Annotated in this window: 18 protein-coding genes and 1 tRNA gene; 10 read left to right on the forward strand and 9 right to left on the reverse strand. The window is 44.6% G+C overall.

Annotation, left to right across the window (positions count from 1 at the left end):
• Window positions 1-4: 4 nt before the first annotated feature.
• On the forward strand, window positions 5-262 hold the full coding sequence (locus ACQE26_RS07145; RefSeq protein WP_012118534.1) for an HPr family phosphocarrier protein: 258 nt from the start codon (window positions 5-7) through the stop codon (window positions 260-262).
• A 24-nt stretch (window positions 263-286) separates the two neighbouring features.
• Window positions 287-1,033, forward strand: coding sequence for an arylamine N-acetyltransferase family protein (locus ACQE26_RS07150; protein ID WP_500471115.1), 747 nt, complete (start codon window positions 287-289; stop codon window positions 1,031-1,033).
• Window positions 1,034-1,093: 60 nt separating this feature from the next.
• Here the strand turns inward: ACQE26_RS07150 and ACQE26_RS07155 are convergent, their stop codons facing one another.
• A complete protein-coding gene (locus ACQE26_RS07155; RefSeq protein WP_060964189.1) occupies window positions 1,094-1,558 on the reverse strand; it encodes a ribonuclease in 465 nt (154 codons plus the stop codon).
• A gap of 130 nt (window positions 1,559-1,688) precedes the next feature.
• Complete coding sequence (locus tag ACQE26_RS07160; protein ID WP_500471116.1) at window positions 1,689-2,681, reverse strand: 2-hydroxyacid dehydrogenase; 993 nt, start codon at window positions 2,679-2,681, stop codon at window positions 1,689-1,691.
• Between the two features lie 365 nt (window positions 2,682-3,046).
• On the opposite strand from ACQE26_RS07160, the gene ACQE26_RS07165 reads away from it, so the two are divergent.
• Together ACQE26_RS07165 and ACQE26_RS07170 are read left to right on the forward strand one after the other, a co-directional pair.
• Window positions 3,047-3,637 carry a beta-class carbonic anhydrase gene (locus ACQE26_RS07165; RefSeq protein WP_095241440.1) on the forward strand — a complete coding sequence of 197 codons (591 nt, stop codon included), beginning with the start codon at window positions 3,047-3,049 and terminating at the stop codon, window positions 3,635-3,637.
• Window positions 3,638-3,639: 2 nt separating this feature from the next.
• Window positions 3,640-5,229, forward strand: a complete 1,590-nt coding sequence (locus ACQE26_RS07170) for a SulP family inorganic anion transporter (protein ID WP_049627467.1) — start codon at window positions 3,640-3,642, stop codon at window positions 5,227-5,229.
• 44 nt (window positions 5,230-5,273) lie between these two features.
• On the opposite strand, the gene ACQE26_RS07175 is transcribed toward ACQE26_RS07170, so the two are convergent.
• Window positions 5,274-5,594: a MazG nucleotide pyrophosphohydrolase domain-containing protein gene (locus tag ACQE26_RS07175; RefSeq protein ID WP_500471117.1), complete on the reverse strand. Its 321-nt coding sequence runs from the start codon at window positions 5,592-5,594 to the stop codon at window positions 5,274-5,276.
• Window positions 5,595-5,709: 115 nt separating this feature from the next.
• Between ACQE26_RS07175 and ACQE26_RS07180 the strand changes: the two genes are divergently transcribed.
• Window positions 5,710-6,285: a TIGR00730 family Rossman fold protein gene (locus ACQE26_RS07180; RefSeq protein ID WP_047477263.1), complete on the forward strand. Its 576-nt coding sequence runs from the start codon at window positions 5,710-5,712 to the stop codon at window positions 6,283-6,285.
• Between the two features lie 8 nt (window positions 6,286-6,293).
• Here the strand turns inward: ACQE26_RS07180 and ACQE26_RS07185 are convergent, their stop codons facing one another.
• The 3 genes from ACQE26_RS07185 to ACQE26_RS07195 form a co-directional block, all read right to left on the reverse strand.
• Window positions 6,294-7,133 (reverse strand): hypothetical protein, encoded by an 840-nt coding sequence (locus ACQE26_RS07185; protein ID WP_500471118.1) that lies wholly within the window; start codon window positions 7,131-7,133, stop codon window positions 6,294-6,296.
• A gap of 179 nt (window positions 7,134-7,312) precedes the next feature.
• Window positions 7,313-8,689: an MFS transporter gene (locus ACQE26_RS07190; RefSeq protein WP_060964193.1), complete on the reverse strand. Its 1,377-nt coding sequence runs from the start codon at window positions 8,687-8,689 to the stop codon at window positions 7,313-7,315.
• A gap of 43 nt (window positions 8,690-8,732) precedes the next feature.
• On the reverse strand, window positions 8,733-9,863 hold the full coding sequence (locus ACQE26_RS07195; RefSeq protein ID WP_060964194.1) for a 2-methylaconitate cis-trans isomerase PrpF family protein: 1,131 nt from the start codon (window positions 9,861-9,863) through the stop codon (window positions 8,733-8,735).
• 173 nt (window positions 9,864-10,036) lie between these two features.
• Between ACQE26_RS07195 and ACQE26_RS07200 the strand changes: the two genes are divergently transcribed.
• Window positions 10,037-10,897 (forward strand): LysR family transcriptional regulator, encoded by an 861-nt coding sequence (locus tag ACQE26_RS07200; RefSeq protein ID WP_049627464.1) that lies wholly within the window; start codon window positions 10,037-10,039, stop codon window positions 10,895-10,897.
• A 41-nt stretch (window positions 10,898-10,938) separates the two neighbouring features.
• Here ACQE26_RS07200 and clpP read toward each other — a convergent pair whose 3' ends face one another.
• Both clpP and ACQE26_RS07210 read right to left on the reverse strand, forming a co-directional pair.
• Entirely contained in the window at window positions 10,939-11,535 is a 597-nt protein-coding gene (clpP, locus tag ACQE26_RS07205; RefSeq protein WP_003151513.1) for an ATP-dependent Clp endopeptidase proteolytic subunit ClpP, read from the reverse strand.
• Between the two features lie 232 nt (window positions 11,536-11,767).
• On the reverse strand, window positions 11,768-12,742 hold the full coding sequence (locus tag ACQE26_RS07210) for a LacI family DNA-binding transcriptional regulator (protein WP_264819201.1): 975 nt from the start codon (window positions 12,740-12,742) through the stop codon (window positions 11,768-11,770).
• 365 nt (window positions 12,743-13,107) lie between these two features.
• On the opposite strand from ACQE26_RS07210, the gene ACQE26_RS07215 reads away from it, so the two are divergent.
• The 4 genes from ACQE26_RS07215 to ACQE26_RS07230 all read left to right on the forward strand — a co-directional run bounded on the left by ACQE26_RS07215 (window position 13,108) and on the right by ACQE26_RS07230 (window position 17,215).
• A complete protein-coding gene (locus tag ACQE26_RS07215; RefSeq protein WP_500471119.1) occupies window positions 13,108-14,340 on the forward strand; it encodes an MFS transporter in 1,233 nt (410 codons plus the stop codon).
• A gap of 14 nt (window positions 14,341-14,354) precedes the next feature.
• Window positions 14,355-15,824 (forward strand): glycoside hydrolase family 32 protein, encoded by a 1,470-nt coding sequence (locus ACQE26_RS07220; protein ID WP_500471120.1) that lies wholly within the window; start codon window positions 14,355-14,357, stop codon window positions 15,822-15,824.
• A gap of 251 nt (window positions 15,825-16,075) precedes the next feature.
• Window positions 16,076-16,151: transfer RNA gene (locus ACQE26_RS07225), tRNA-Arg, on the forward strand.
• A 464-nt stretch (window positions 16,152-16,615) separates the two neighbouring features.
• Window positions 16,616-17,215 carry a hypothetical protein gene (locus ACQE26_RS07230; RefSeq protein ID WP_500471121.1) on the forward strand — a complete coding sequence of 200 codons (600 nt, stop codon included), beginning with the start codon at window positions 16,616-16,618 and terminating at the stop codon, window positions 17,213-17,215.
• Between the two features lie 31 nt (window positions 17,216-17,246).
• Here the strand turns inward: ACQE26_RS07230 and ACQE26_RS07235 are convergent, their stop codons facing one another.
• A complete protein-coding gene (locus tag ACQE26_RS07235; RefSeq protein WP_500471122.1) occupies window positions 17,247-17,477 on the reverse strand; it encodes a hypothetical protein in 231 nt (76 codons plus the stop codon).
• Window positions 17,478-17,586: the final 109 nt, after the last annotated feature.

A 17,586-nucleotide genomic window follows, 5' to 3' on the forward strand; every position in this document is an offset into this window, starting at 1 on the left:
TCTTATGGTTCAGGAGAAAGTGGAAGTGCGTTTAAAGACGGGATTGCAGGCGCGTCCCGCTGCATTGTTTGTACAGGAGGCAAATCGCTTTGCATCAGATGTGTTTCTTGAGAAAAACGGCAAGAAAGTGAACGCCAAAAGCATTATGGGATTAATGAGTCTGGCGGTCAGCACGGGGACGGAAGTCACTCTGATCGCTGAAGGCGACGATGAAAAGGAAGCGCTGGAAAAGTTGTCCGCTTATGTGCAGGAGGAAGTGTAAACACTTTGTAAGGGGGACGGGACGATGAATGAGTTTCTGAAAGATTGTTATCAAACGATAGGCTGGGAAAAGGATTCCCTCGATTTCAGCAACCTGCCGGAGTTTTTAAAGGCGCTCGCGTATCGGTTTCCGTTTGAAAATCGCGCTGTTTTGTCCAAAAAAGAATATGACCTCACGAAAGAAGGACTGTGGCGGCACATGGTGAAGGAACCTCATGGAGGCCTTTGTTATGACTTGAACGGACTGCTTTATTTCATCCTGAAAGATGCCGAATTTGATGTCAAATTGATCCGCGGAACGGTCTGGAAAAACGGCTGGGCGCTGCCCGGCACACATGCGGCCGTCCTTCTTTCCGCCGGGGGGAATGAGTACATCGCTGATGCAGGCTTCGGCCTCAATCTCGCCATGCAGCCTGTGCCGATGTCGGGAGATGAGACGGTATCAGCGGCCGGCGCGTTCCGCGTGAGGATAGAAGAGACGGAATTCGGGACATACGTGCTTGAAATGAACAAAGGGGACGGCTGGCAGACAGGTTACGCATTTTCGCTTGAAGAAATCGGTGAAAAGGACCTCAAGTCTATGAAACAAACAATCTTTGAACATGAACGCTCTCCTTTCAACAAACGCCTGCTTGCTTCTAAGCGGACACCGGAAGGGCACATGGTTCTGTCTGAACGCAATATAACAATAAAAAAACACGATGGCACGGCGGAAAACAGCAGAATAGACCGATCAGAGTTTGAAGAAAAATTCACTGCTCATTTTATATGAAGCTCGCAGGTTCTCTGCAAAAAAACGGCCTCCCGCAGGGAAGCCGTTTTTTGTATGTGTTTATCTCATTTTCGTAAAGGTTTTATAATGATCTGTCGTCTTATAAATCAGCCAGTCGCTTGAGTAAAGAATCCGGTCTGAATTTCTGAAGCCTGATGTATAGTTAATATCCGCTTCACGCCACGTCCGCCCGCTTTTGGCCGGGAGTTTGCCTTCCCTGTTTGAGAAGATGTCTCCGCCGATGCTTTTCCCCGGAGCGACGTCTGCAAGGTTCCCTTTTGATGCTACCCAGCCGAGGGCCTGTGCCTCTGATTTTGTAATGTAATTATCAGGAAGTTTATGATATGTCTGAAGATAATCTGCAACCCCGTCAAATGTGTTGATAACCTGTGCTTCTGTGTGTGCCTTGTGAGACGGTGTTTCCGTCTTGGCATTCGTTGAAAACAGTATCCCGGCCGCCGAGAAAAGCACCAGTAAACATACGGAAATCCATGATAAACGTTTTTTCAAAGCAATACCTCCCATTTTTCATCATGTGAAGCTGATTCCTTTTCATTGTATCAGCATCGAGAGAAAGGAATAGAAAGAATTTAAAAATAGTACTTTTGATCTATCGAAAAATAAACCCCGGCTGAACCAACCGGGATTTTTCCTCTCATTGAAATTCTTTCGTGAGGTTTTTCGGTGTTTTTCCGTATACGGCGTCAATCATGTTTTGGGCGGCTTGCTTGAACATATTCAAACGGATTTTAGCCGTTGCTGACCCGATATGCGGAAGCAATGTGACGTTTTCCAGCTGGAGGAGCGGATTGTCTTCGCCGATCGGCTCTTTTTCAAATACATCTAAACCCGCGCCTTTTATCCAGCCCTCCTGCAATGCGCGAATGAGCGCTTTTTCATCAACCGTCTTTCCCCGGGAAATATTGACGAAAAATGCCGTATCTTTCATCATTTTAAATTCCCGTTCTCCTATCATATGATACGTTTCGTCAGTAAGCGGCGTAATTAAAAGCACAAAGTCTGACGTTTTCAGCAGTGTATCTAAGTCGGCATATGTAACGCCGAGCGCTTTCTCAGCATCCGGTTTTCTGCTGCGGTTATAGTACAGCACGTCCATATCGAAGCCGAATTTTGCCCGTTTGGCTGCTTGTTCACCGATTCTGCCCATGCCGATAATGCCTAATGTCTGATGGTGGACATCCATACCGAAAAGGGATTCTTCCTCAACGGTTCCCCATTTGCCGGCGCGGACGAACCGATCCAATTCGGCAACCCGTCTGGCGGAAGACAGGATTAATGAAAAAGCCAGATCAGCGACCGTGTCATCCAAGGTGTACGGCGTATGTGTGCCGACGACCCCGCGTCTTTTCATTTCTTCTATATTAAAATTATCGTAGCCGACTGAATTGTTGCTGACGACTTTCAGTTTCGGCGCGTGATCCAGCAAATCACTGTCAATCGCCGTTCCGGATGTCAGCAGCCCTTCAGCATCCTTCATTTTCTCGTACAATTCTTCTTTTGAAATGGTATCTTCTTTCCAGATGTCATAGCGGCAATGCTCGCCTATCATTTGTTCGACTTCCGGCGGTATCGGTTTTGCGATGAATACATATGGTTTCAACGGGGCTTCTCCTCCTTTGTCTTTCATCTCTATTTTATTATATAAGAGAAGCGGTAAAGTGAGAAATATTCAAACGCGTTCGGTGAATTTCTGGTTCTTTTGAACCCAAAATGAAAAGAAGAAGAGATATACATGTGTGATTTCTCCAATCCGTAACAGAATCCGCCTATATTTCTGAAGGCAAAAAGCGCGGGACCGCTGTTTTCAAAAGCTTTATAGGTTTGTATAAAGATAAATTTTATTATTTTTGAAAGATATAAATGAATATAATCTGAATTTACAGTTAAATTATCGTGTCTTTTTTTGAAAGCGCTTTTGAGGGCTTTTTCTGTGCTATAATTCCTTACTGTAAGCTGGGTAAGAAGGCTTGCAATACAATCGGATGGGAGATGATTAGAAAAATGGTTTCTTTATCAAGCATTTTGGAGCACAACCAGCAGTTTGTCCAAGAAAGGAAATATGAACCTTACCAAACGACAAAATTCCCGAAAAAAAAGCTTGTCATCGTATCCTGTATGGATACAAGGCTGACGGAGCTTCTGCCGCAGGCGATGGGACTCAGAAACGGCGATGCCAAAATCATAAAAAACGCGGGAGCCATTGTTTCTCACCCATTTGGAAGTGTCATGCGGAGTATTTTGGTTGCCGTTTATGAACTGCAGGCTGAGGAAGTCTGCATCGTAGGTCACCGCGAGTGCGGGATGTCGGGATTGAATGCGGCCTCCATATTAAATAAAGCAAAAGAGCGCGGCGTGGAGGAGAAATGCCTCAGCCTTTTGCAGCATGCGGGAGTCGATTTGGAGACATGGCTGTCCGGTTTTCACAGCGTCGAGGAAAGCGTGGCTCACAGCGTGAATATGGTCAGGCACCATCCGCTCCTGCCTGAAGAGGTGCCGGTGCACGGGCTGGTGATTGATCCGGGGACGGGGACGCTGGATGTTGTTGTTGACGGCTATGAAACAGTCAAAGGGGGATGCAGCTGACCATGCAATTTTCCGGCAGATATCATGGATACAATTTGCAGAAATTTCAGAAAGACTTAGTCGCAGGAATTGTCGTCGGAATTGTAGCCATTCCTCTGGGCATGGCCTTTGCCATCGCCTCCGGGGTCGGTCCGGAATACGGGCTTTATACCGTTATTGTAGCCGGAATTCTGATTTCGCTGTTGGGCGGCTCTAAATATCAGATCGGAGGGCCTACGGGGGCGTTTGTTCCCATTTTATTTGCCATTGTGATGCAGTATGGTTTTGAGAATTTACTTGTCGCCGGTTTCATGGCAGGCGTGATGCTCGTCTTGTTCGGCGTATTTAAGCTCGGGAAGATTATGAAATTCGTGCCGAAGCCGGTGATCGTCGGATTTACGGCCGGAATCGCGGTGCTGATTTTCTCAGAGCAGATCGCCCATTTTCTCGGTCTGCGCGATATTCAAAAGCATGAAAGCTTTATCCTTAACATTGCGGAGATCGGCAAAAAGATCGGAACCTTTAATTTGTACAGCATTTTGATCGCGGGAATTGCTTTGGCCATTTTGCTGTTATCAGCCAGGCTGATGCCGAAGATTCCGGGCGCGCTTGTGGCGCTGCTTGTATCTACAGCCGCGGCGGTCGTGTTTTTTCCTGACAAGATGGCGACAATCGGTTCTGCTTACGGAGAGATTCCGCGGCAGCTACCGGCTTTTCAGCTACCGGATTTCTCAATTGATAACATGATCATGATGTTTCCGTCAGCTCTGATCATTGCGCTTCTCGGCGGGCTTGAATCCATATTATCGGCAATGGTCGCGGATAATATGAAGGGATCACGGCATGACAGCAATAGGGAGCTTGTCGGGCAGGGCATCGCCAATATGGCCGCGCCGCTTTTCGGCGGCATACCGGCAACGGGAGCGATTGCGCGGACCGCAACAAATATTAAAAACGGCGCAGTTTCTCCGATTTCCGGTGTTGTCCACGGAGTCACCGTCCTCCTCGTCCTGCTCGTCTTCGCCCCGCTTGCCGTTCACGTACCGCTGGCAAGCATGGCACCGGTATTGATGGTTGTGGCTTGGAACATGAGTGAACGGAGGGAAGTCGCCAATATGATGCGGCTGAAAAACACTGATTCATTCGTACTGGCGGCAACCTTTTTACTGACGGTTCTGTTTGATTTAATCATCGGCGTGTCTGCCGGTCTCGTGCTCGCCTTTGTTTTCTTTATCAGAAAAATGAGCGAATCGACAAGCGTCAAAACACCGCATGCCGCCGTCAAATCGGTTAAAAACGATTCGTCCGTCAGCACATATTCCATTGAAGGGCCGCTGTTTTTCGGTTCGATTGATTCATTGGAATCATCATTGCTGGAGAGGCTTCAGGAAAAGCCGAAAACGCTTATCCTGCTGATGAATAATGTGCATTACATGGATACTTCCGCAGAAGCGGTGCTGGGGAATGTCATGAACCGGATCAAACGCCATAACGGCAGATTGATGATCGTCGGATTGCAGTCTCAGCCGAGGGAGCTGATCCGAAAGACGGGGCTGTTTCATAAAATCGGAAAACAGCACTTCTTTGAGCATCAGGACGAGATAACGGGGTAAATTCAGGTGCGGCCTGTCCATGAAAAAGCGGACAGGCCGTGTTTTTATTCGGTTTCAAAACGTTTAATCAGTTTTTCCTGATGGGCTCTCATCGCATCTTCTAAAGTGATTCCGTACTTATCGGCGAGGATGGCGAGGTTTCCGAGGACGTCACCCATTTCTTCCATCAGCTCCTGCCTGCGTTCTGCCTGGGTCGCGTCCTTTTCATCCGGCCGGTCCCTGCCGATTTCATATGCTCTTACCGCCCGGGCGAGCTCACCCGCTTCTTCCATTAAAAAGCCGATTCTGATAAATGGTCCGTACGCCGTCCATCCCCGTTTTTCGTAAAAGTCTTTCAGCCATTGTTCTGTTTCAGCGATCTGCATGTGAAACACTCCTTATGTCCTGTATGATTCTTATTGATATTATCATATAGAGATGGGACAATATATAGTGTATTTTGATTTATTGATGTACATATATAGATGCGGAGATGAAAAAATGAAAACGATTTGTGTATTTGCGGGATCAAATCCGGGGGTAAATGAAGAATACAAACGCAAAGCGGCCGAACTCGGTGAATATATGGCGGAGCAGGGAATCGCCCTTGTTTACGGCGGTTCACGGGTCGGTCTGATGGGAACCGTTGCCGACGCGTTAATGGCAGGCGGCGGAAAAGCTGTCGGCGTCATGCCGAGCGGACTGTTCAGCGGAGAGATTGTTCACCAAAATCTGACGGAGCTGATTGAAGTCAGCGGCATGCATGAACGGAAAGCGAAAATGAGTGAACTTGCCGACGGGTACATTGCCATGCCCGGGGGCTTCGGAACTTATGAAGAGTTATTTGAAGTGCTGTGCTGGGCGCAAATCGGCATTCATCAAAAACCAATCGGACTTTACAATGTGAACGGGTATTTTGAGCCGATGATGAAGATGGTCAAGTACAGCATTCAGGAAGGATTTTCGAATGAGTCTCATTTGAAGCTGATCCACAGCTCCTCCCGCCCGGATGAGCTGATTGAGCAGATGAATCGGTATACATACCCGATTTTAGATAAGAAATGGCGGGAATTGTAAGGAAGATCCTATAAGCAGCCGTCAGTATCAAGATGAATCAGCTCCCATTGTCCGGAGCTGTTTTTTCTCAGCTGTTTGGCTAACACGTCTGTACCATTCGTGAGCTGAAAATAGACAAAACGGTAATGACCGCCGTCTGTTCCGTCAAAATCAATTGTTTTGACATAACCATTCTGCCGGATGGGCCATCTTTTTTTAATTAGCTTGCACCAGCTGCCAAATTTGATATCAAGGCTGGTTTCTGCATTGTGCTGCCACAAATGGTAAGCGGCACACAAAAAATCTTCACCATACCAAGTTATTCGTCCGATCTGAAACCGGCCATTGTGTTTTTCCAACTGGACAATACCGTGATAATAAGCGAAAAACGTGACGTTTTGATTTGAACCTTGAATGGTTTCGATCTCAACGAAATAGCGCAAGTTTTCAAGCTGATTCAATTTGATCAGGTGGGTCTGACCGATACCTTCAAATGAGGCAAGAAAAGATTTGTAGGAATGTTTCTTACGGCAGGCCGGAGAGAAAAAGGCATAGGCAAGCGGAAAAGGAATGCGGGCCTGGCCGACTGTACCGCACCCCCCGGCTTTTTCGTCCGTAAGATTTTCGGCTTCACGTAAAATACTAAAATAATGTAAGATCGTTTTTTCCGGAGCCAAAGTGAGGGATTGGGGCAGATGAATGTTTTTCCAAGGCCTATCAATATAAGGATTAAAAAAGGAACTTTCAATTGCTGTGTTCAGGACAGGCAGACAAGAGGGTCTGAAATATGTTTCGGCATCAACTGCTCTGTAGGAAGATGGTTCGGCGGTTGCATCTAAACCATTCTGATCGGAAAGTTCTCCGCCCATAAAATACCTTTTCTTTCTGGGGAAAAACCGTTTTCTCCATCTCATGCGTATCACGCCCTTTCTTAAAGATAAGACATATGTATGAGAATAAGGTGAGAAAGAGACTGCGGTTGGGATTGAAAGAAGAACATCCATTTCCTCTGAGGAGATGGATGTTTTGCACTTTGAGGTGTATGCGTTTACAACTTTTGCTGCGCGAATGTGTCTTCTGATATGAAATCATCCTGCTGCATCTTTTGTTTTTTTGACCCGATTCCAAAAATACCGACTGTCAGTGCACAAAGGAGCCAGCAGCCTGTAAAGAACAAGAAAACACTTAAAAATCCGTAGCCTGAATACAGGAAACTGACGACAAAGGGACCGGCTACATTCGCAAGACGTCCCACGCCATAAGTGAGGCCATTTCCAGACGCCCTGGCTTCAACCGGATATAATTCCGGCGTATAGGCATATGCGATCGAACTGAACGTACGCTCAAACATATGCATGAGAAATCCGCATATGACAATGACCATCGGCAAAGGATTGATGCCGTAAATGAATCCAAGCGCCATAATAATGAACGATAAAACAGAAATGGCCCACTTTCGATCCACACGGTCAGAGATTTGCGACGCGATGAGAGCGCCGAGCGGGGCACCGATCGTTCCCAGAGTGACGTATACGATAGACTCATCCATTGATACGCCTTCTTTCACCAAAAGGGTGGGAACCCACGTGCCAAAGCCTTGAATGGCAATCGTGGAAGCTGCCCACATCGTCATTAAAACAACAGTTCTTCCTGCTAAAGGCTTTTGAAATAACGTCCGATATGGAACGGATTTTACAGCGGTTTTTCTGCTTTTTAGAGCCGGAGCCGGTTCAGGCAGTTCACCCTTTTCTTTTTCTATTTTTGCTTCAAGCTCAAGCAGAATACGGTGTGCCTGTTCGCTTTTTCCTTTCGTATCCAGCCATTTCGGTGATTCTTCCAGTTTTCTGGCGATCAGCGGAAAAAAAATACCGACCGCGCCGAATAGAAAGATAAACCGCCAGCCGTAAGAGGCGGACGGCACAACCAATTTAGCCACCCAGCCGGCTGCAGGAATTCCGCATATGCCTATCGTAATACAGATTGCCTGGTATTTCCCCTTGGCTGCTGATGGGAAAAATTCGCTGATATACGTACTGGCCACAATCGTCGTGGCGCCGATACCCAAACTCGTAAGAAATCTAAAAACACCGAGTATTTCTGGATTCCAAGACAGAGAAGAGAGGAGGGAGAAGAAAGAGAAAAAGGTGACAACCAGAATTAAACCTTTTTTCCTTCCGAAACGGTCTGAAAACCATCCTCCGGCAGAGGCGCCGATAAACATTCCGAAATAGGAGACAGACGTAATAAAAGCGATGGTATGAGTGGATATGTTCCATTCCTTTAAAAGTGAAGGCGCCGCATATGAAAACGTATTTAAATCAATAAAATCAAAAAAGTAAGCGAATGAAAGGATAACGAGCACCGCTTGATGAGCCCTTGAAAAAGGCAGTCTGTTCAGTCGATTAGACACGTTTACATTGATCATCTCGTATTCCTCCGTTTATCTTTGACTTGTCTGGGGGCTTGTATTAACCAATGTGATTCAGCGTATTCATGTTGTAACTTTGTTTAGTAAACACATAGCCTTCAGAGATTTTTCTTGCTGTGCGTACTACTTTAATCGTTGTTCCGTCTGGATCAGCATCTGCTTCGGTTTTTAAAATGCCGCTTGGATGCCCTAATCGGATCGTTTTTCCGGAGAATGAAAATTCAGATAATATCGTATCCTGCAATAACATGCCGGCGGTCGTGCATACCGCCCCTGTAATGGCTAAAGCTTGATGCGGTTTTTGCATGGACATCATACGAATGACAAGGTCCATTTCATGAGCGTGTCTCTTTATCCCTTTTGTATCAATATAATCCGCTGGGGATGAGATTAAAGTCAGTTTTGGTACGGCCGGTGATTTTGCCGAAGCCTCATGTCTCGGAGCGAATCTGCATTTTTCGGCTGCAATTGATCGGATTATTTCGAGCTTTTCCAATATATCCGGAGTATATTCGTCCGGAAGTTCTATGCCGGTAAGCCCCGCGTCCTCTGCTTTTACAAAGACAAGCGGATTGGCGTAATCAATAATCGATACGGAGATATTCCCATACGGTGTATCGAGAACATCAATAGGCTGACCGGTCGGAAACAGTTTTCCAGTCACCGCCCCTTCAGCCTGGTGAAATGAAAGATAAATAGGAGAAGCTGTACCTGGAACCCCCGGAATCGAGCAGTCTCCCTGATAATGAAATGTTCCGTTTTTGACTTCAACTTCTGCTGCGATCACTTTTTGAGTGTTTGTATTTAAAATTCTGACTGTTGTCACCGGCTCTTCAGCCTGAACGAGCCCCTTCTCAATAGCATAAGGGCCTACGGCAGAAGAGATATTTCCGCAATTGCCTTTGAAGTCGGTAAATTTATCAGTCAGACTAACTTGCGCAAATGTATACTCAACATCTGCGTCCTTTCTGGCAGATTTCTTAATAATGGCTGCCTTGCTTGTGAGAGAATGGCCGCCGCCGAGGCCGTCAATTTGTCTCTCGTCAGGACTTCCCATGATGTCTAAAAGAAAATCGCTCCATAGGTTTGTATCGTCTGGCATGTCTTTTTGAAGAATAAAAACGCCTTTGCTGGTGCCGCCTCTCATGACGGTTACAGGAACTTTTTCCATGCTGTCTCATCCTTACATCATTTTGTGTGGATAAAAAGGTACCGGTCCCTTTGGAAAATATCGTATGATAAATAAGGATTATAAGTAAAACATATAATTTTTATAAAGTTGAATAAAAAACTTTTATAATAGGAGAAAATTTTATAGCAGAAAAATATTTTGGGGGATTTTATATGGATGAAAAAGATTGGGCTGTACTCATAACATTATTCGAGGAAAAAAATATGACGAAGGCGGCGGAGCGGTTATATATGACACAGCCGGCATTAAGTTATCGGCTCAAAAACCTGGAATCGCAATTCGGAGTGCGCCTCTTTTATAAAAGAAAAAAAGGGATGGAATTCACTTCAGAAGGTGAATATCTGGTTGAATATTCGAAAGAGATGCTGCAGGAATTCAGAAAAATGAAGGATGATATGCTCAATATGAGCCATGAAGTCAGCGGGGTTCTCAGATTAGGAGTCTCAAGCAATTTTGCTCAGTACAAGCTCCCGGCGATTCTAAAACGGTTTTCTGATCAGTATCCGTCTGTTCAATTCCACGTCAATACGGGATGGAGTGCGAAGGTGATGGATCTGCTTCATCATTCGGGGGTACACCTTGGGATTATGAGGGGAAATTATGATTGGCAAGGGGAAAAACAACTGTTAAATGAAGAGAGGCTGTACCTTATTTCAAAAACTGAAATCAACAGTGAGGACCTGCCCAAATTGCCGATGATTTATTATCAAACTGATGCTTCTTTGAAAAGTCTGATTCAAAAATGGTGGAATAATCAATTTACTGAACCGCCTTTCATTGCAATGGAGGTAGACAGACAGGAAACCTGTAAAGAGATGGTGAAAAACGGCCTCGGTTATTCTGTTGTGCCGGAAATCTGTCTTCAGCCTTCTGATGAATTATACACATTAGCGCTGTCCTATAAAAATAACGAGCCTGTGATACGTGATACGTGGCTTATGTATGATTCTTCAGCGTTAGAATTGTCTGTCGTCAAAGCATTCATTACTTTTTTGAATGAAGATAGAACATAAAAAAACCTGCAAGAGTTTGAAACTCTCTTGCAGGCAGGATCTTACTTCTGGTCTTCCGTATTGCGTGTCAGCACTTTATCGATTAAGCCGTATTCTAAAGCTTCATCAGCTGATTTGAAGTTGTCGCGGTCTGTATCGCGCTCGATCACTTCAAGCGGCTGGCCGGTACGTTCAGCAAGCACTTTGTTTAATTTGTCGCGAAGCAAGAGAATGCGTTTTGCCGCGATTTCAATTTCTGTCGCCTGTCCTTGCGCTCCGCCAAGCGGCTGGTGAATCATGACTTCACTGTTAGGAAGCGCGTAACGTTTGCCTTTTTCACCGGCTGCAAGTAAAAATGCTCCCATAGAAGCGGCCATCCCGATGCAGATTGTAGATACTTTCGGTTTAATGAACTGCATTGTATCGTAGATTGCCATACCGGCAGTGATTGATCCGCCAGGGCTGTTAATGTAAATGGAAATATCTTTTTCAGGGTCTTCCGCTTCAAGGAATAAAAGCTGTGACACGATGGAGTTCGCAACGTTGTCATCAATCGCAGATCCAAGCATGATAATACGGTCCTTCAAAAGACGGGAGTAAATGTCATAAGCTCTTTCTCCGCGGTTCGTTTGTTCAATGACTGTAGGTATTAAATTCATAATGCTCCTCCTTCACCTTTTAGGTAAGTATGTATTTACATGATACATTTTTGGTCAATAAAGGTCAAACAAAACGCTGACCAAAATGCCAACCTTTTCTTCTAACACCATTTTTCCCAGAAAACAAAAAGTTCAAACAGCAAAGTAAAAATGGGTATTAACAACGCCGGCGCTTGAGAAAATGATATGGCTTGAGCAGCCGAAATAGAACGCTGGCGTGCCGTACGGCTGATTAAGTTGTCTGACCTTCCAGAAACCTCACCGGCAAATACGTTTCCAGCGGCAAGTCATCAAATTCGCCTTCAATTTCTTTTACTAAAATCTCGATGGCTGTTTTGGAAATCAATTCGATCGGCTGCTGGATGGTTGTCAATTCCGGAAGAATCGATTGAACGGTTTCGGTGCCGTCATAACCGATCACTTTTAATTGAGTCGGGATGTCTTTTCCCCGTTTTTTGGCCTCGGTCATGACTGCTGCCGCCATCAGATCATCACTGGCAAAAATTCCGTCGGTGTCGGGCTGTTCATCGAATAACGCTGAAATGATGTCGTGGTCATGTTGATAAAAGGGTACTTCATATGTAATGGGCTGCCTTCCGTGTTTACGCATGACATCTTCGTATGCTTTTCTTCTGAGGTTTGCCGGTGTTTCGAGTTCAAGCGGGCCGTTGATATGGACGATGTGCCGGCACCCTTTTTCGATCAGCAGTTCCGCCGCTTTTTTTCCGCCGTCATAGTTGTCTGAGCCGACGACGGGAATTGAATCCGATAAGAAATGATCAATGGCGACAATCGGCAGATTTTGCTTATGATAATTGAGAATTCCCCGATTGTAAGTCACGGCGATCACGCCGTCCACTTGGTTTCTTATCAGCATCTCCACATATTTTTCTTCTTTATCCTTTCGATGTAAACTGTTGCAAAGCAGCAGTTTGTAGCCCATGGACGTACAAATACTTTCAATATGAAAAGCGAGTTCGCCGAAAAACGGGTTGCCGGAGTTCGGGATGATAAGCCCTATTAAATTGGTTCTTTTACGGAATAAAGAGCGGGCGAGATCGTTTGGAAAGTAATTGATTTCTTCCATCGCCTTGTACACTTTTTCTTTTGTTTTTTCGCTGATATAGCCGCGGTTATTTAATACCCGCGAAACGGTTGTAGAGGAAACTCCCGCTATTTTTGCAACATCGTGAATGTTAGGCTTCATTCCCTTGCCCTCCTGCTTTACTGAAATGGCTTACAATTCTCGTCACGCACTTATTTTAGAGAATCGGGCTGACATGCGCAAGGAAATTCCATATTTCTGCTAGGGGTGCGTTTTGTTTGATTTGAATAATCAGAAAATTGTATGTCAACCGATTGACATATGAAACCGGTTGACATAAAATTCTTTATGAAAGCGCTTTACAAAGAGGGTGAATGGAAGTGACGGCGGCTGTTCGCGTGATGCAGAAAAAGTGAAGTACTGGACAGCGCTAAAAAAGAAAGCGCTTACTTTATATATAGAGAGAATGGCGTGGCTCAGCGGTTCGGGAATGTGGATGAAAAGGTCCTATTAAAGGAGCGGTGAAAATGAAAAACGCAAAAAGTCTGTATTGGAAACTGAGTGCTTATTTTTTCTTTTTCTTTTTTACTTGGTCTTCCAGCTATTCTTTATTTGCGATTTGGCTGGGGCAGGAAATGAATTTAAACGGGTCAGCGACAGGCATTATTTTTTCTGTAAACGCCGTATTTGCCTTGTGCATGCAGCCTCTTTACGGTTTTATTTCTGACAGATTGGGGCTGAAGAAAAAGATCTTATTTATGATCAGCTTTCTTCTCTTATTTACAGGTCCGTTTTATATTTTCATCTATGGACCGCTTTTACAGTACAATGTCTTTCTTGGCGCCATTGTCGGAGGCCTGTATTTGGGAGCCGGCTTTTTGGCGGGGATAGGCGCGATTGAAACGTACATTGAAAAGGTCAGCCGAAAATATCATTTCGAGTATGGAAAATCAAGAATGTGGGGCTCACTGGGCTGGGCGGCGGCTGCATTTTTTGCAGGGCAGCTTTTCAATATCAACCCCAATATCAACTTCTGGATCGCGTCTGTTTCCGCCGTCATTTTAACGGCCATTATCATGTCTGTAAAAATCGAAATGACCGACCACGAGAAAAACAGAGCGGATTCGGTCCGGTTAAAAGATGTGGGGCGGCTCTTTTTATTAAAGGATTTTTGGTTTTTTATGATGTACATTATCGGCGTGACCTGCATTTACGGCGTATATGATCAGCAGTTCCCGATCTATTATGCGTCTTTGTTTCCTTCAGTGGCGATAGGCAACCAAGTATTCGGCTATCTTAATTCAGTCCAGGTATTTTTGGAAGCCGGCATGATGTTTCTTGCGCCTTTTATCGTCAATAAGTTCGGAGCGAAAAAGAGTTTGATTTTAGCGGGGTTTTTAATGGCTTTCCGCATCGTCGGGTCCGGAATTGCAGTTGAGCCTGTAGGGATTTCATCAATGAAACTCATCCATGCACTGGAACTGCCGATTATGCTGATCGCCGTTTTTAAATATTTGGCGGCCAATTTCGATACGCGTCTGTCGTCCGTCCTTTATCTCGTCGGTTTTCAATTTGCATCTCAGGCAGGCGCGTCGATTCTGTCGCCGCTGGCGGGAGGATTATATGACAGTGCGGGGTTCCGGCAAACCTATCTCATCATGGGAATGGTCGTCTTTGTTTTTACCGTCATCTCCATATTTACTTTATTGGGCCCGAAACAAAACAGCAGGCGTGTCCAGCATCTGCAAAAAATCGGATAGAGAGGATGTTACAAATGGATAGAATTCAGCAGGCGGAAGAAGCTTTGAAGGAAGCCGAGGGCAAAGTGAAACAAAGATATCGATTGGGGTACCATATTATGCCCCGGGCGAATTGGATCAATGATCCGAACGGGCTTATTCAGTTTAAAGGAGAATACCACGTCTTTTTTCAGCATCATCCGTATGATGAGCATTGGGGGCCGATGCATTGGGGACATGTAAAGAGTAAAGATCTCATTCATTGGGAGCACCTGCCGGTTGCCTTGGCTCCGGGTGATGCATTTGATCAAAGCGGCTGTTTTTCGGGAAGCGCGGCCGATGATAACGGACGCCTTACTTTAATCTATACAGGTCATAATATGATTGATCAAGAGAAAGACCTTTTCTATCAAACTCAAAATATTGCGGTCAGCCAAGATGGGGTTGTGTTTGAAAAGCTTCAGGAAAACCCGGTTATTGCGGCACCGCCGGAAGACAGCGCCCGTCATTTCCGCGATCCGAAAGTATGGAAGCATCGCGATGATTGGTATATGGTCATCGGCAACTCCACAAAAGAAAACGTCGGACGGGTCGTTTTATACCGTTCATCTGATTTGCGTGATTGGGAATACGCAGGTGTTCTCGCCCAAAGCGACGGTCATCTCGGCTATATGTGGGAATGTCCGGATTTCTTTGAATTAGGCGGCAAACATGTCCTGCTGATTTCGCCACAGGGTATTGAAGCGAACGGCGATTCATATAACAATTTACATCAAACCGGTTATTTAATCGGTGACTATAATGATGAAACAAATACATTTACACATGGCGCTTTTACAGAGCTGGATTACGGCCATGACTTTTACGCCGTGCAAACATTACTGGATGATAAGGGACGCAGAATTGCTATCGGCTGGATGGATATGTGGGAATCTGAGATGCCGACAAAAGCGGACGGATGGTGTGGTGCATTGACGCTGCCGCGAGAACTGACATTGCGTGATGATCATAAACTTTTGATGAATCCCGCGGAAGAAACCAAACAGCTGCGAACAAAGGAATACCGGGAATGTGCCGGCCGGCAGATATCAGGGAGTTACTTGGCAAAGACGTCCGAAGATCTGCTTGAAGCCCGAGTCGTGTTTGATATCAACGATTGCGATGCCGAATCGGCAGGTTTTAAGATTCGCGGCCTTGGTGAAGAAGAACTTGTGCTTAAGTACAATCTAACGGATAAAAAATTGACACTTAATTGCACCAAAATGGGAAAAGCGAAAGACGGTGTGAGAAGAGTGCGGCTGGATGCAAGCGGCAAGCTGGCGCTGCGGATATTTATTGACAGATCTTCGATTGAAGTATTCGCCAATCATGGAGAAGCAACAATGACAAGCCGTATCTATCCGAAAGAGGGCAGATTGGGGCTTGAGCTGTTTTCTGAGAAAGGCGCTGTAAAGGTTGAGGAATTCACCTATTGGACGTTAAAAGACATTTGGAAAAAAAGCTGAAACGTGCTTTTTCTGAAGTGGCTGGAAAAGTACTGAGCAGCTGAAATGACTGATCGCATCAGGCGTGTGAACCTTTTGAAAACCAAGCCGTTATGCGGGGCGGGATTATGCTGCATGGGGACGCTGCATAATCCTGTTACTATACATACATCACTGCAGCATAAGCGCCGTAAAGTTTACTATTATTGAAAAAGTGTTGCTTTCTGCGCGTGTCTTTATTATAATATAAAGGTATCTGATTGAAAAAACGTGCGCTCGTAGCTCAGTTGGATAGAGCGGTGGTTTCCGGTACCACGTCTGTCGGGGGTTCGAATCCCTCCGAGCGCGTCATAAGCATTAGATAGCTTTAAATTAATAAAGCCTAAAGAAGTCGAAAACCCTTGCTGCGCAAGGGTTTTTCTTTGTTTCGATGGACTTATTGGGAACCCGATAAAGCGTTAAAAAACGTTATTATTTCATTTTGTTTTACGCAATCTTTGCACATGGCTTTGAGTCGTATCAATACTAGCAAGTCCTAATCGTTTTGATACATCATAAATGGATTTTATCTTGTTTGGTGAAAAACTAAAAATATCAATCCAACTATAAAGCCGATCGTTGAAAAGATTGTATGATAATGATTGTTACCAATGTCTTAAAATGAAAGCGTCGTTGATTAATAGAAAAAAGCTCCTTCTTATTTTAGAGAGGCTTAACTAATATATTAATAGAACTTTAAAATGTAAAACGGGGTTTCAATTTAATTGGTAAATATGATAACATTTAACATGTAATAAAATTGGCAGAAAGGAATGATTAAAGGAATGAGGAAGTTGAAGAGTAGTGCGATTATCATTTTGTCGTCGGTCGCTCTTTTGGTCACTGTCCTGTTAAGCACTCCTGCCAACACCGTAGAAGCAAAATCAATCATGAAGAATTTAACTTCGGAAGAGAAGATCAGCGAAGCATTAAAACAAGTTACTGAGGCTGATTACGAAAAAGCAGAGAAATTTGTTCAAAGTGCATTAAAACTCAACGATGATTTTACATACACCATAGATGTTGAAAAAGCTAAACAAATTGGCTATTCAAGCGAAGAATTATTTAATATGTCGATGTTTTATGAAAGTATTCCGAGCAAACAAGTAAAATGGTTAGAGGAAAACAAAGGTGAAAAAGTTGAAATCAACGGGGATGCCTCAGCGACATTTGTACCAGCTATCCCTTGGGTAGTTTATATTGCTTTGCAAGAGTTGCTTGCCCTTTTGACAGCAATCGGGCTTGCTGGATTAGCTCAACAGTTTTTGAAAGAAGTCTATAATGCCGGAATGAATAAAGCATGCAGAAAATTTGCCAAGAAAAACAAATATATTAAAAGTTTCTGTAAGGCAAACGGTTATCCAACTGAATAAGAAAAAGCCTCCTGCAAGGGGGGCTTTTATATTATCTCAGCATAAGCCATAATGCCGTAACGACAGCAACCATAAAGTAATCTCCGTCAGTAAGCTTAGTACCGTTTTTAATTAAGACGTTCGCAACCCAATTGGCTTTTGTTCCTTCTGAGGCATTGAGAGCGACCTTCTTACCAACATTGTAATAAACCACTTTAAATAAATAATACACTAATGTACAGAACAAAAAGAGCAATATGAACTTTCCTATGAACAATAACACGCTTCAATCACTCCTTTCTTACAATACCCATTATTTTACCAAATAAGGATTGTGTTTAAAAGAGGATATAGCCTATCCGAAAAAAATCCTGCTCGTTTAGTGTCCCGGT

It is taken from the genome of Bacillus sp. 5RYD7K (assembly GCF_059831465.1).

What these genes read in the sequence shown, in the direction of transcription:
- ACQE26_RS07145 (WP_012118534.1), top strand. Translation starts at nt 5, where the DNA reads ATGGTTCAGGAGAAAGTGGAAGTGCGTTTAAAGACGGGATTGCAGGCG.
- ACQE26_RS07150 (WP_500471115.1), top strand. Translation starts at nt 287, where the DNA reads ATGAATGAGTTTCTGAAAGATTGTTATCAAACGATAGGCTGGGAAAAG.
- ACQE26_RS07155 (WP_060964189.1), bottom strand. Translation starts at nt 1,558, where the DNA reads ATGGGAGGTATTGCTTTGAAAAAACGTTTATCATGGATTTCCGTATGT.
- ACQE26_RS07160 (WP_500471116.1), bottom strand. Translation starts at nt 2,681, where the DNA reads ATGAAAGACAAAGGAGGAGAAGCCCCGTTGAAACCATATGTATTCATC.
- ACQE26_RS07170 (WP_049627467.1), top strand. Translation starts at nt 3,640, where the DNA reads ATGCAATTTTCCGGCAGATATCATGGATACAATTTGCAGAAATTTCAG.
- ACQE26_RS07175 (WP_500471117.1), bottom strand. Translation starts at nt 5,594, where the DNA reads ATGCAGATCGCTGAAACAGAACAATGGCTGAAAGACTTTTACGAAAAA.
- ACQE26_RS07180 (WP_047477263.1), top strand. Translation starts at nt 5,710, where the DNA reads ATGAAAACGATTTGTGTATTTGCGGGATCAAATCCGGGGGTAAATGAA.
- ACQE26_RS07185 (WP_500471118.1), bottom strand. Translation starts at nt 7,133, where the DNA reads ATGGGCGGAGAACTTTCCGATCAGAATGGTTTAGATGCAACCGCCGAA.
- ACQE26_RS07190 (WP_060964193.1), bottom strand. Translation starts at nt 8,689, where the DNA reads ATGATCAATGTAAACGTGTCTAATCGACTGAACAGACTGCCTTTTTCA.
- ACQE26_RS07195 (WP_060964194.1), bottom strand. Translation starts at nt 9,863, where the DNA reads ATGGAAAAAGTTCCTGTAACCGTCATGAGAGGCGGCACCAGCAAAGGC.
- ACQE26_RS07200 (WP_049627464.1), top strand. Translation starts at nt 10,037, where the DNA reads ATGGATGAAAAAGATTGGGCTGTACTCATAACATTATTCGAGGAAAAA.
- clpP (WP_003151513.1), bottom strand. Translation starts at nt 11,535, where the DNA reads ATGAATTTAATACCTACAGTCATTGAACAAACGAACCGCGGAGAAAGA.
- ACQE26_RS07210 (WP_264819201.1), bottom strand. Translation starts at nt 12,742, where the DNA reads ATGAAGCCTAACATTCACGATGTTGCAAAAATAGCGGGAGTTTCCTCT.
- ACQE26_RS07215 (WP_500471119.1), top strand. Translation starts at nt 13,108, where the DNA reads ATGAAAAACGCAAAAAGTCTGTATTGGAAACTGAGTGCTTATTTTTTC.
- ACQE26_RS07220 (WP_500471120.1), top strand. Translation starts at nt 14,355, where the DNA reads ATGGATAGAATTCAGCAGGCGGAAGAAGCTTTGAAGGAAGCCGAGGGC.
- ACQE26_RS07230 (WP_500471121.1), top strand. Translation starts at nt 16,616, where the DNA reads ATGATTAAAGGAATGAGGAAGTTGAAGAGTAGTGCGATTATCATTTTG.